11 protein-coding genes and 3 pseudogenes are annotated in these 12,924 nt (G+C 36.0%); 5 read left to right on the forward strand and 9 right to left on the reverse strand.

What is annotated here, in order from left to right:
• Positions 1–72 precede the first annotated feature (72 nt).
• Positions 73–810, reverse strand: a complete 738-nt coding sequence (locus tag CWR48_RS06515; protein ID WP_115772412.1) for an SDR family NAD(P)-dependent oxidoreductase — start codon at positions 808–810, stop codon at positions 73–75.
• Between the two features lie 143 nt (positions 811–953).
• Here CWR48_RS06515 and CWR48_RS06520 point away from each other — a divergent pair, with 143 nt between their 5' ends.
• From CWR48_RS06520 to CWR48_RS06530, 3 genes are all read left to right on the forward strand, one after another.
• Positions 954–1,844, forward strand: coding sequence for a LysR family transcriptional regulator (locus CWR48_RS06520; protein WP_115772413.1), 891 nt, complete (start codon positions 954–956; stop codon positions 1,842–1,844).
• 343 nt (positions 1,845–2,187) lie between these two features.
• Complete coding sequence (locus CWR48_RS06525) at positions 2,188–2,370, forward strand: hypothetical protein (protein WP_115772414.1); 183 nt, start codon at positions 2,188–2,190, stop codon at positions 2,368–2,370.
• A 32-nt stretch (positions 2,371–2,402) separates the two neighbouring features.
• A complete protein-coding gene (locus CWR48_RS06530; protein WP_115772415.1) occupies positions 2,403–4,280 on the forward strand; it encodes an ABC transporter ATP-binding protein in 1,878 nt (625 codons plus the stop codon).
• A gap of 50 nt (positions 4,281–4,330) precedes the next feature.
• Here CWR48_RS06530 and CWR48_RS06535 read toward each other — a convergent pair whose 3' ends face one another.
• The 5 genes and pseudogenes from CWR48_RS06535 to CWR48_RS06550 form a co-directional block, all read right to left on the reverse strand.
• Positions 4,331–6,049 carry a DNA-binding protein gene (locus CWR48_RS06535; protein ID WP_115772416.1) on the reverse strand — a complete coding sequence of 573 codons (1,719 nt, stop codon included), beginning with the start codon at positions 6,047–6,049 and terminating at the stop codon, positions 4,331–4,333.
• 606 nt (positions 6,050–6,655) lie between these two features.
• Positions 6,656–6,799, reverse strand: a complete 144-nt coding sequence (locus CWR48_RS20385; RefSeq protein WP_170140717.1) for a hypothetical protein — start codon at positions 6,797–6,799, stop codon at positions 6,656–6,658.
• Between the two features lie 3 nt (positions 6,800–6,802).
• Positions 6,803–6,985 (reverse strand): hypothetical protein, encoded by a 183-nt coding sequence (locus tag CWR48_RS21255; protein WP_484213794.1) that lies wholly within the window; start codon positions 6,983–6,985, stop codon positions 6,803–6,805.
• Positions 6,986–7,410: 425 nt separating this feature from the next.
• A pseudogene (locus CWR48_RS21185) lies at positions 7,411–7,692 on the reverse strand (HAD family hydrolase); the annotation flags it as partial.
• A 130-nt stretch (positions 7,693–7,822) separates the two neighbouring features.
• Complete coding sequence (locus CWR48_RS06550) at positions 7,823–8,074, reverse strand: DUF3243 domain-containing protein (protein ID WP_115772417.1); 252 nt, start codon at positions 8,072–8,074, stop codon at positions 7,823–7,825.
• Positions 8,075–8,345: 271 nt separating this feature from the next.
• Between CWR48_RS06550 and CWR48_RS06555 the strand changes: the two are divergent.
• Positions 8,346–8,698: pseudogene (locus CWR48_RS06555) on the forward strand (spore photoproduct lyase family protein); the annotation flags it as partial.
• A 65-nt stretch (positions 8,699–8,763) separates the two neighbouring features.
• Positions 8,764–8,949 carry a hypothetical protein gene (locus CWR48_RS06560; protein WP_115772418.1) on the forward strand — a complete coding sequence of 62 codons (186 nt, stop codon included), beginning with the start codon at positions 8,764–8,766 and terminating at the stop codon, positions 8,947–8,949.
• 373 nt (positions 8,950–9,322) lie between these two features.
• On the opposite strand, the pseudogene CWR48_RS20775 reads toward CWR48_RS06560, so the two are convergent.
• The 3 genes and pseudogenes from CWR48_RS20775 to CWR48_RS06575 all read right to left on the reverse strand — a co-directional run.
• Positions 9,323–9,486: pseudogene (locus CWR48_RS20775) on the reverse strand (Tn3 family transposase); the annotation flags it as partial.
• A gap of 16 nt (positions 9,487–9,502) precedes the next feature.
• Entirely contained in the window at positions 9,503–9,967 is a 465-nt protein-coding gene (locus CWR48_RS06565; protein ID WP_115772419.1) for a TspO/MBR family protein, read from the reverse strand.
• Between the two features lie 648 nt (positions 9,968–10,615).
• On the reverse strand, positions 10,616–12,832 hold the full coding sequence (locus CWR48_RS06575; protein WP_115772420.1) for an MMPL family transporter: 2,217 nt from the start codon (positions 12,830–12,832) through the stop codon (positions 10,616–10,618).
• Positions 12,833–12,924 lie beyond the last annotated feature (92 nt).

The following is a 12,924-nucleotide window of genomic DNA, read 5'->3' on the forward strand; positions in this document are numbered from 1 at the left end:
CTCAAAGAATGAGTCCATTCTTATAGAAAATAGAAACTTCAGATCCTCAATCCACATGAAATGTATATATAATTATTGAATAGTAAATCCGCCATCAATTGGAACAACGACACCATTCATAAACTTGGCCTCGTCAGATTCAAGGAATATAGCTAATTCAGCAACTTCATTAACTTGTCCGAAACGTCTTGCTGGTACGGTATCTTTTGGTATATTTGCGACAACATCTTTGATTAATGGAGTCTCAATTGTTCCCGGTGCAATTGCGTTAATTTTTAAGCCATATTTTGCATATTCGGAAGCAAGGTTCTTAGTTAAACCAACAACACCATGTTTTGTTGCAGTGTAAGCAGCTCCACCTTTTCCAGCAACTAATCCCGCAACAGAAGCAATGTTAATAATTGATCCGCTTTCACGTGCAATCATGTCTGGAAGGACTTCATTGGTAACTTGAAATACACTAGTTAGATTGATATTAATAAAGAAATTCCATTTATCAAGCGGTGTTTCTAAGCTAGTTGCATACTTATCAAATACACCAGCATTATTTACAAGAATATCAATTTGTCCAAATCCTTCTTTTGCTTGTTGAACCATCGCTTTAATATCTTCTGTCTTGGTAACATCGACTTTTACCGCCAGTGCTTGTCCACCGTTGTCCTTAATTTCTTGTACAACTTCTTTTGCACCTTCTAAATTTAAATCAGCAACTACTACTTTAGCTCCTTCCTTAGCAAAGGCTAAAGCTTCTCCTTTTCCCATACCTGACGCAGCACCCGTTATTAATGCTACTTTATTTTGTAGTCTCATTACAAAACTCCCCCTTATGATTAGTATATATTGAATTAAATTATTATTAATTCAATATAATTGTATCATTGGTGATTAATAAAGTATAATACATATTATCTATGAATTAATAACTACAGATTATGAATAGGGTGGTGTTATGATTGGAAGCTTCTAAATTGAAATATTTTCAAGCGGTTGCCCATATTGGTCATATGACAAAAGCAGCCAGTAAATTAAATATATCTCAACCAGCTTTAAGCAAAGCAATACATCACTTAGAAGAGGAGCTAGAAATAAAATTATTTAATCGAGAAGGAAGGGAAATTCAATTAAACGAATTCGGAGAGATTTTGCTTGAACATGTTGATCGAGCTTTTATAGAGATAAAAGAAGGGGAGAGGATAATTAAGGATTTAGCAGGCCTAGAAAAAGGATATATTTCTGTTGCTGCTACATTCCCACATGTTTTTCCGCTTTTGATGGGTGAATATTTAAAATCATATCCAAATGTACAAATTAAACAAATTCAATCTTCTTCTACACAGATGAAGCTTTTGATAAAGAATGACAAAATCGATTTTGGCATATCTACTTTCCCAATAATCGAAGAAGGTATTGAATGGATTCCGTTAGCGGATGATGAAATATTTTTGACTGTGCCAGTGGATCACCCGTTTTCTAATAGAAAGTCCATCTCGCTAAAAGAAACAGAAAATGAAAGATTTATTGGATTAGTTGAGGGATATGGATTTCGTGATATTACAGATAAATTTTGTAGGGAGGCTGGAATCGAGCCAAATAATTTAATTGAGGTTGAAGATTCAGGAGCAATTCTTAAACTAGTAGAAATGGGTTATGGGATTTCATTTACCCCAAGGCTCTCGATGCTATCTGAACATCCAGGTATCATTGCTATTCCAATTAGTTTCCCAAATTGTAAACGAACAATAGGGGTTGCATATAAAAAGAAGCATTATTTCTCGAAAGCGTCTGAGAATTTTCTTCATTACATCATTGATTATTTTAAAAATTATTCTGCAGAAAAAAGCTAACTTAACATACAAGTTATTGTTAGAAACTATTGCGGGACAAATTATGTTTATCTGATGATGTATTAGTTCAGAAAGAGATGTTGAAAAATGGCCATGCAGCCGTCAGAAACGTATTTAGCCAAATAACACATTGAAAATGAATTTTAGGAGTTCGAAGTATCAAAAATTATTTCCAGAAAGACGGATTCCATCCAGAGATCTTTGAACAGTAATAGGAAATGAATGAAGTATCCCAAAACACATCACTAAGATAAATATACGTGACAGCATTAGCCTAGGTGGAATTTTCGCAACGACTAGGCTAAACTAGAAGATAGAGCGTTTCAAACACGGGGGAGAAGACATGAAACTATTACTTGGACAGCTTGCAATAATTGCACTGATATGGTTGGGAATGGCTTTTTATTTTCCAGATATGAACGAAGGCAGTAGAGTAATCTTTTACTTAGTGACATCGTGGATGTTATTCTTAATCGTTGGGGTTGTAAAAACGTGGTTACATAAGCGTAAAGAACAATCGAAATAATTGCTTGAATATAGTGCGAGGAAGGAATGCATATGCTTACAATAGAGAACTTAACTAAATCGTATGGCGAGAAGGTATTATTTAATGATATTACATGTACGATTTCTGAATATGAACGAATCGGTGTTATTGGCGTCAACGGTACGGGTAAATCCACCTTTTTGAAAGTAATTGCTGGAATCGACTCAGCTGAAAAGGGTACGATTAAACATTCAAAGGACTATCAAATTGAATACTTGGCGCAAGATCCAGTGCTTGATAGTGATTTAACCGTTATAGAACAGATCTATTACGGGGAATCAATAATTATGAAGACTTTACGTGCATATGAAGCGGCATTACTCAAACTTCAGAAGGATGCTGCGAATCAGCATGCACAGCAGCAATTACTAAAAATGCAGGAACAGATGGATAAGGAAGAGGCATGGGAAGCAAGTACAACAGCAAAAACGGTATTAACCAAATTAGGGATTACCGATTTTGATAAAAAAGTTACCGAGCTTTCTGGTGGACAACGGAAGCGTGTAGCGATTGCCAAAGCACTCATTCAGCCAGCCGATTTATTAATATTGGATGAGCCGACAAACCATTTGGATAATGAAACGGTTGAATGGCTGGAGAAATTCCTGCAAACATATAAAGGCTCCCTATTACTGGTGACCCATGATCGCTATTTCTTAAATCGGGTAACAAATCGAATTTATGAGCTTGATAAAGGAAATTTATATGTTTATGAGGGAAACTACGAAATATTCCTTGAGAAAAAGGCTGAACGGGAAGCATTAGAGCTGAGCAGTGAGCAGAAGCATGAAAATACATTGCGACGTGAGCTTGCATGGCTAAGACGAGGTGCCAAGGCACGGTCAACGAAACAAAAGGCGCGGATTGAACGTGTAGAAGAAATGAAAGAAAAATCATTTGATACGAATAAACAAAACGTGGAGTTTCAAGTGGGATCAACAAGACTTGGCAAAAAAGTAATTGAAATTAAAAATCTTGAAAAGTCCTACGACGACAAAATGTTGCTGCATGATTTCAGTCATCTTGTTGTACCAGGTGACCGAATCGGGATAATTGGGGCGAATGGCTCGGGAAAGACAACATTATTAAATATGATGGCCATGCGAATATCCCCAGATAAAGGTGAAATTGAAATTGGTGAAACGGTCAAGATTGGTTACTATACGCAAGGTGATGAGGAGCTCGATGGTAGCCAGAGGATTATCGACTATATAAAAGAAATCGCTGAAGTCATTTATACAAAAGATGGGCAAACAATCACAGCAGAGCAAATGCTGGAGCGTTTCCTATTTAATAGGTCTGAACAATATAATTATATTCGCAAGCTTTCTGGTGGAGAAAGACGTCGTCTCTATTTATTAAAAGTGTTAATGACTGAGCCAAATGTTTTATTCCTCGATGAGCCGACAAATGATCTAGATACACAGACATTAAGTGTGCTTGAAGAATACCTCGATCATTTCCCTGGCGTCGTAATTACGGTATCCCATGATCGATATTTCTTGGATCGTGTCGTGGATCATCTATTTGTATTTGTTGGAAACGGTAAGGTTAACCATTACTATGGCAATTATAGTGAGTATTTGGAAGAGAAGCAGCAAAATGAAGTAAAACAGGAAAAATCTGTGAAAGTGCAATCTCCTCAAAAGAAAACGAAAAAGAAACTTTCTTATAACGACCAAAAGGAATGGGATAAGATAGAGGACGAAATTATGGAGCTAGAAGAAAAGATTGAAGCATTAAAAGCAGGTATCGTTGATGCTGGCAGTGATGCTGAAAAGGTGCAAACATTATTTGCAGAACAACAAACCGTAGAAGCACAGCTTGAAGCAAAAATGGAACGATGGGAAGAACTATCGTTGATGATTGAGGAATTAGAGAATAATTAACTTAAAAAAATGCAACTCGAATTTTCGAGTTGCATTTTTTGGGTAAGATACTATTCGGTTAACCCTTCAATTGTAAGAGACTCAACAATTGCTGTTCCATTATCTAATACGTTAGCCTCAAGTGTTACCTTATCATCAGCCTGCATGAATACAGCAAGAGGTGCTTTCGAAGCATTTATCGTATAAATTGTTTGGTCTCCTGCTAATAAAAATTGGATCAATTGCCCGGTTTCTTGTGTTGTGACAACAACACGATTTACTTTGCCATTAATCGTTTCTAACGTGGAAGCTTCGCCGGTTGAGCCAACATTACTAGGGTCTTGAACAAGTGCAAGTCGATAGGCATCAAGTGTTTGACTTGCGGTATCGCCGAAGACAACAAAGTCAGAATCGGCAGCCTTGATATAGGCATAATGCTTAAAGAGACCATTTGGATCAAGTACATTGACTACCCATGTTGGATTGCCATCAATGTTATATAAGATTGGCATGGAACCCTTCCAATTCTTCTCTGGGAATTCCTTATCTACGATTTCTCTTGCGCCTTTACTATCCATGATTCCATTGTTTTGGTCCCCATTATAGTAAACGAGTTCCCCGCTTCGAGCATTAATTAATGTGTAGCCTAAAGCCGAATCGATATTTTCCTTAGGTGAGGACATATCGGTGAAGTAGTGCATCTGTCCATCATTATCAAATATTGGTGTCACATTACTTTCGGTACCAGATTCGTTTGGAATTTTAACATCCTTCTTACCGAAGATGGAATTCAACCAACCATGAACAAATTTACCGAAGTACTCATTTTCATCGGAAGCCATTTCCGAGCTAATTGACCCATCAATGAATTCAGGTGCTTCTGCCGTATCGTATAAGGATACATTACTTGTTACAGGGTCGACAACTGCAACATTCAGCTTCGACATATCTGGTTTATTTGTTAAGCCGATTGGTTTATAAAGTGTTTGCACATACCATGGTTTTCCATCTTCATCCACTTCGATTTGTGCCTCACCACTTTGAATATAATTTGGATAAGCACTATATATTACACGTTTAATACTATGATTGAAAAAACTCGAATTTGTATAACGCATCTTGCTTTCAACAAACTTCGGCTGTGCATTAATATCAGTAGCAGAAATTGTGAAATATCCTTCTGTTTCTTTGCCGCGGAAATAGCGCCAGAAGTCTGTAAACTCAACAGGTGCAATGAAGACAACATCCTCTCCAACTTTCTGAACCTGAAGCTTTCCTAAATCATAGAATTGCGTGTTTGGTACGACACTCATAGATTTTTGTACTTTATTACGTGCAGATTCTGGTGAAACAACAATCGGTGTTGCGCTTTTATCAAGCGGTTTTGCCTCAGGTACTTCATTTTTTGCAATCGAATCATACGTATCATTTAATGCGAAGATTCCAAGTACGAAAAAGGCTGGCATTGCTAGAATTGCTACAATGACAATAATGATCGCTACCGAATCCAATTGTCTGCTCGCCTTTGTAAATGGCTGGGTCATTGTAATGCCATAAAGTGAGAGCATCCCAACAAATCCAATAATAAGATTAGCAATCGTTATATTTGGAATCGTTATTGCCGGCATTGCGAAGTAAACAATTACTGCCTCTACAATAAATAAGATAATAAATACAATGCCAATGCCTTTTAATGTTGTTGCGCGATCTTTATTTTTAAATACAAAATACAATGCTACGATAAAGAATAAAATAAATGACAGCAATGCAGTTGTTAAAATTCCGATCATATATTCATCTCCAATCTTTCTTTCAGATAGTATTCATACGTTTGGGTGGTGAAAAGGTTTCGAAATAGTGGATAATTCATTCCTATAAAAAACTTCGTTAAGGAAAACAAGTGAATGAATAAATAAGCAATTTGATAATTATGAAAATATAAAGTGAAACTTCATTAAGTAGGGGTAATATCGGTCCCCACTTAATGTTAGTTGAACAGAATCGGGATTTTGACTTTCTGTTGATCCCCACTTACTATTCTTGATTTTTCTCGAATTCTTGAAGTGGGGAAGCGTCAGAAAAATACGGATATCCAACGTTAAGGAAATTTCAATATTAAAAAGCCTAATTTCTCAGCATAAAAATGAGAAATTAGGCTTTTCATTGCTCCATTAAAGCGCCCTTTTCTGGAAAATCTAAAATATGATCTCAATCTCAAAATCAAATAATATTTCTTCAACCAATGTTGCCCTAAGCAAATATATCTATGCTAATTCAAAACGACTTATTTTTATATGAGTAAGTTCTGCTACATCTTTTGTATTCTCAGGATCTTTGAGGTTTAGACGGAGTAAGGCTTTACTTAATTCTTTATCTTTTTCAAAAAATGTTCGGTATTAATGATAATAATCTAATACCTCTGGATAATCCTTTGCTAATTTTTCAATTTTAACAATAATTTTATATTCATTCGTTCCCAAGCCTAGAGACACATATAAGCCAATGAGGAAGTCAATAATAAAATCTAAAAGCAGAAACATCTGTTACTCCTCATTAAAATCTAAATTACTTGGTTGTTTTGGTAGATGTTCAACGTCAAGCATATTGGTTGTAGGTACTTTTTCCGATACTTCCTCAAAACGGAATCCATCCGACCAAACATTTCCCTTTCCAAACAGTAAAACACTAAAGTGGATAGAAGCACTATCTTCTGGGACATCTAACACGATTGAATCGTATCTCCATTGGCATTATCAATACGAAGCCAAGCACCGCATTTAAACACATTCTCCGTTTTTAAGAAACAAGAAAGCTTTAATCGCTTTCCTTTATAGTCATGTGCTTGGAAACCTTGCATCATTGTAGCAAGGTGTTGCTCGGTTGCTTCATCTTTTGCATAGAGTAACCCTGATTTTGTTCCCGTTCTTTTGTTGCTCCGGAAACTTTTTCTTCAAATCATTTTTGAGACACTCTTAACTATGATTTTATCAGTCTGTGTCATTTTAGAAATTCTGTACACGAAGTGACTTCAACCTAAATAAAGTCGAATTCCATACGCGAAAGATTCGACTTTTTAAGTTTAGCTTATTCCCCTAAAGCACCATTTAGCTTAACAAGATTTTATATTATGATGGCTTAATTTATCTACAATTTAAGGTAATTGTTTTAAATCTTCCACTATGAAATCTGCTTTAACGTTATTCCCAATGATTGTCTCTTTTCCATACACATTTCATACCGACCTTTTGAGCAGCCTTTACATCTTATTCTGGGTGGTCGCCAACAAATATACTTTCGGAAGGTAAAACATTAAGTTTATCAAGGGCGATTTGGAATATTTGAGGTTCAGGTTTTTTCGTTCATTCCCATTCAGATATAAGAATTGTTTTAAAGTATTTTGAATATCTAATGCCTTAATATTATTCATTTGGAAATTCACCTTAATATCCGAGTGGTTAATTGCATCAAAGAAGCGGTTAGTGTCACTTTAGGAAATGATGTCCGAAATTCTGAACCTCTCGAATGCACTTCGAGAGGTTCAAAATGTAATGAGGATTTGTCGCTTACTTCGTATTTTTAACTAAATTTACCATAGCACCTGCAAGCGCCTGTTTTTGGCTATCATCTGCCGCATTCCAGAGATCAGAAAGCACTCTTTGCTCCTCGTTTTTCGGATCTACGTTTTTCGCTAAATAATCTCCAATCTGCGTAGCAATATTATTGATGGCTCCTTCAGTCATGCCACCTTGCTCTGCATTTTGCAGACGATCTCCAAGAAAATCTTTCCAGCCGTCAAAATTATCCAATACTGACATATTTCATTCCTCCAGAGTTTGTAATGCTTATTGTACAAACAACGACAATTTTTGTCGCTCACAGTTATTATGGAGTTGGCTCAATTATTTATACAATAAATCTATCCCGTTTAATTATAAAGTATTTTACCAAATCCTAGGGCACAATTAAAAGGTGAACATAGAAACAATTCAAGGTGATAAAATGAGTGCATCTAACAATGACCAAAAGAAGAATATAAGATTTTCTTATGCAAATGATAATCAGGTGATTCAAAACGCATTGGATGAAGCAGGTTATCCACTTGGATTCATCATTGCACCCATTTATCTACATGACGGATGGAAAGAAGGATATCTCGAGATGTTTGAAAAGCTGGAAGCAACTTTACCGATTTTGCACGAAATGATTTGACGTTTGAGATGATCCAGTATCGTTTTACAAAGCCGGCAAAACGTGTGATTCAGGAAAACTATCCAATGACAAAACTTGAACTTGATGAGTCGAAACGTAAAACAAAATGGGGAAGATATGGTATTTACAAATATGTTTATAAAGATAATGAACAAGATGATATCAAGGATACAATCGACGGATATATCCAACGCTTTTTCCCTGAGTCAAAAATTGAATATTTCACGTAAACAGTACCTTCTTTTTTTTCTAATCATAGGCTAAAATATGAATCTGGAAGGAGAGAGGAAGATTTATGTTTTCTGCTGGTGCATTTTTGCAAGCCATGATTCCTTTGTACGTCATGGTCGCCATTGGCCTTGGTGCCCGTAAAATAAATATACTCAGTGATCATGCCAACCAGGTCATTACACAACTGATGCTGTATATCACCTTGCTAGCATTGATTTTATTTTCATTTGTCGATGATGTTAATTGGTAGTATGCTTGCAGACATTCGCCTGCAAGATTTAAGGCAATATAATAAAAATATCTATATTTGGATTGCCGTTTTATATAAATTACGCATTATTCCCTTGTTCTTACTTGTGTTTTAATTTCTACATGTACCTTTCCCACTACTCATCATTCGAAGTCATGCTTTCTACACTTCTATGTATGTTAATCATTCCATGTTTGTATAGCTTACTGAAATGATATACGTTTATCTTTATTAGGGATAGCGTCAGGAAAATGCGGATTTACAACGCTAAGCCCATTTTCGAGACGATTTCCCATTTTTAACAACATTAAAAGAGTTTTAGTGGTCTTAAAGAATCTTTTGATCCCACTTTCTCCGATTTAAAATGGTATTATCCTAATAAATTTATATGTTCTCATCTAAAGGTAACATATGATGAAATAAGTCTTCATTAAAACTACCTACCCGTTTTTGATATTCAACTGCTTTTATTAAATGTAGAGTATACCAAATATTGATGGCATTAATAATTATGTTTAAAGTACTGGCTCTTTGTAAGAAAAGATACCCTATTTTATCTATTCAAAAGGTATATGTTCCATGCTAAATACGTAGCAAAGGTAGACCATAAGACGTAAGGTATTAGTAGTACGGCTCCTACAACTGAATAAGGAAGGGTTACAAAAATAAGCAATAAAGAAGTTAGAGCAACTATTGCTGTATCTAAAACAGCTAAATCTAGTCTTTTTGCTTTAAACTCAAAAAAGCCAAAAGCTTGATTGGTTAGATAGTTAATTATCCAAAAAGTAATAAAAGTTAAGCTCGTATTTTTCAAACCAATCTTATACTCAACAATTGCAAGAGACAGCGCGATTAGTGCATACAACACTCCCCAAATAACTCCTATTACCTTTCCTGAAGGAGTCCAAATTGGTTTTTTCAGCTTAGCATACCATGAACGGTCAATAGGGAATAAGAACCCGGAAATAAGAAATAATAAATAAACGATAATAAAGACCAAAATAGCTGGAAAAATGATTTTTCACCCCCAGTATACCTGTCTGAATTTATTTTATGCAATGAAACGAATTTTATTATTCAAATGCCAAGTGTGTTGAATACTAGTTATACAAAGAAGGTGATTTGTTGAAGATCTTTCTAGTTCTAATAAGTATTGTTCTTCCCTTAAGTATGTTCTTCCTACAGAAACTCTGGATAAAGTCCCGTATTATTTTTAATTTAGGTGCCATTGTATCGATACTCATTTTTGGAAATATTGCTTCTTTAGCTATTTATGAAATCATTAAAGATAAAACCGTATTTATGACAAATATTCATGCTATCTTCTTAAATCCCTTTTTCCTTATAACTGGGGGTTATTTAGGGATATATATCATTTATCGATTAATAATCATTTACATAAAGGAAAGGTAAATTATGTGTCTTTTTTTTATGTAGATTTAAAATAAAGTTTGATTAAATCCAGGATAAATTTAGACAGGATTTTTCTTTTATATGTTCTTGCCGGCGTTGTAAAACTTCAATTGAATTCGGTGAGGAAACAGATTTATCAAAATCAAAGGACGATTAGTATCTAACCATTCAAAAACTAAATCAAGTTCAATAATGCATAAGAGCCAAGCATTCGCATGGCTCTTATGTCTCTAATTGAAATTATAAACTTGAGTTACTTAACTCTTTTTTCCGTTTCAACTTGCCTTACATTCATTTGCTTCGAAGGCCAAAATGCCCACTTTCCAAAAAGGCTAGTAATAGCTGGAACTAGGAGGGGACGAACAATAAAAGTATCCAATAGTACGCCAATTGCTGTTATTAGTCCAAATTGAACGAGTACTTGGATTGGTAGTGTCGTTAAAACGGCAAATGTTCCTGCGAGTATGATACCAGCAGAAGTAATTACGCCTCCACTTTGGCCTACGCCTTCGCGAATGGCATCCTTCAAAGGCATCGTTTTTCGCCTTTCCCATATATTAGAAATCATAAAAATATTATAATCCTCACCTAGAGCTACAATAAATACAAAGGCGTAGATAGGAATTAAACCTGAAATAGCAGGGACCCCGAATCCATAATGCAGGATAATCCAACCAAGACCTAGCGCACTTGTAAAAGAAATGAGGACCGTAGCAACAAGGTAAAGCATGGCGGTAATTGATCGTAAGTAAACGAGTAACAATACGGAAATAATAACGATAACTAGTGTAATAATCATTGTCTCATCTGATTCAACGACGTTACGCTGATCTAGCTGCTCCGCTGTTTGTCCCCCAACCCATAAACCATTTAAATCTTCCTCTATGTTCATAAGGTCTATATCTTCTTTTAACTGAGCAAGATCGTCCATCCCTTCATTGCTGTAAGGGTTCTTTTCAAGTTCGATTTGATACATGACAAAGTGATCATCTTCCTCGCTAACTTGAGGTTCCTCAGCATGACTTACACCTTCCAAACCACTCAGTTTGTCTTGTAAGTTGATATTCTTTCCACCAGTGTCAAACAACACTTGAACTGGTGCAAGGTCGCCTGAACCAAACGCATCAGAAATAAGCTCAAACCCTTGACGAGACGGAGTATCCTCTGGAAACGAGGAGAGTATGTCATAGGAATAATTTACTTGAGTCACAAAAGCTGAACTACCTAACAGCAGTAGAAGCGTTAGAATAGCGGTCCGAATTGGTTTCTTCGCTGCAAACTCACCTATATGATGCCAGAAACGTGACTGTTTATGCTTTTTGACCTTCTTATTCTTTCGCTTTGCTCTCCTTTCTTCCATATCGTTCGTTCTCGGAATAAATGGGAAGAATGATGTTCTACCTAATATACTGAGCAGCGCAGGAACAAGCGTTAACGAAGAAATCATCATAATAAAAATCGACAGTCCAAATGGAATTGCGAAATTGTGAATCGTAGCGTACTTTGATATTAGTAGCGCCATAAGCGCTGATGCAACAGTCAAACCACTAATTGCTATTACACCTGACGTATCCATAAATGCTTTCTTTAATGCTTGAAAATTGTTTTGTTCCTCATATAGAAACTGTCTAAATCGCGAAATTAAAAATAGACAATAATCTGTCCCTGCACCGAATAAAAGCACAGTCATAATGGCTATCCCTTGCGAATCATAGCTGATATAACCTGATTGCGCTAGCCATCCAAGAATTGGAGTTGTGACTGCATAAGCTGCTCCCACGGCTATAATTGGGATAAATGGCAGAATTGGCGAACGATAAATAAGTAAAAGGATTACAAGTACGAGCAATACCGTTCCAATTAACAGGGAAACATCTGCGTTTTCAAACAATTCGGTCGCATCTACGCTAATCCCTGCTGGACCTGTAACGCGAGCAACGAGTTCAGCAGAATCGATATCCTGATTAAAGGGGACCACATTAAACTGCGTCTCTACACGCTCTTCTAACTGGACTAGATCGCCTTTAACATCTTCAGGTGATGTGCCGTTTTGAAATAAGATAGGTTGTAAAAATGTCGTTCCATCTTCAGAAACCATCTCCTGTAGAGCTGGAATTGGCATTTGATTGTATGGAACTGCAAATTCTTGATACTGCAATTCATTGTTCTCTAAGCTTTTTGCAAGCGATTGAATCAACTTAAGGTCTTCTTCTGTAATACCATCTTCCCTGTACCAAGTAACTAGAGCAGGAAACCCATCATTATTTGGAAACTTCTCCTCAATGACGGTTGAAGCCTCCATTGATGGCGCATTGCTTGGCAACGGCTCAATCGTATCGTCTGTATATTCACTTGAATTTGGAAAGAATAGTTGAAGAATGACAATAAGAACAACCCAGACCGCAAGTGTAACCCATCTTCCAACTCTTCCCCCCACTAATTGACTGAACTTCTGAATAACATTTTTCATACCCAGGCTCCCTTTTGTTTATTTAGTTATCGATTGATAAGCGAACACTATAACAATCTCTATGCCAATTATAATCATAATATAGTTCATTT

Origin of the sequence: Oceanobacillus arenosus (assembly GCF_003369575.1) — a bacterium.
Classification (GTDB): domain Bacteria; phylum Bacillota; class Bacilli; order Bacillales; family Amphibacillaceae; genus Oceanobacillus; species Oceanobacillus arenosus.